Source organism: Citrobacter sp. TBCS-15, assembly GCF_005280815.1.
GTDB classification, from domain to species: domain Bacteria; phylum Pseudomonadota; class Gammaproteobacteria; order Enterobacterales; family Enterobacteriaceae; genus Citrobacter; species Citrobacter werkmanii.
The window spans coordinates 1-201 of record NZ_SZWK01000284.1; the positions used below are offsets into that span (position 1 = coordinate 1).

A 201-nucleotide genomic window follows, 5' to 3' on the forward strand; every position below is an offset into this window, starting at 1 on the left:
TAAAAGCTCTCTAGCAATGCACATGGCTTTAATGGTATCGCAAGGGTTACCTTTTTTTGGTTATGATACAAAGCGAAGCAAGACACTATACATAGACAATGAAGATACTGACAGAGAGTTAAACAAAAGGCTTAGAAATAAAGATAATGCACCAGAAGACTTACATTTTTTGACAGGTGGAGAGTTTATGCTTGATGATTC

At 35.8% G+C, this 201-nt stretch carries 1 protein-coding gene; it reads left to right on the plus strand.

The features are described 5' to 3' along the window. Window positions 1–201 (plus strand): AAA family ATPase (locus tag FDW96_RS26275; protein WP_170974725.1); only part of this gene is annotated, 201 nt, incomplete at both ends.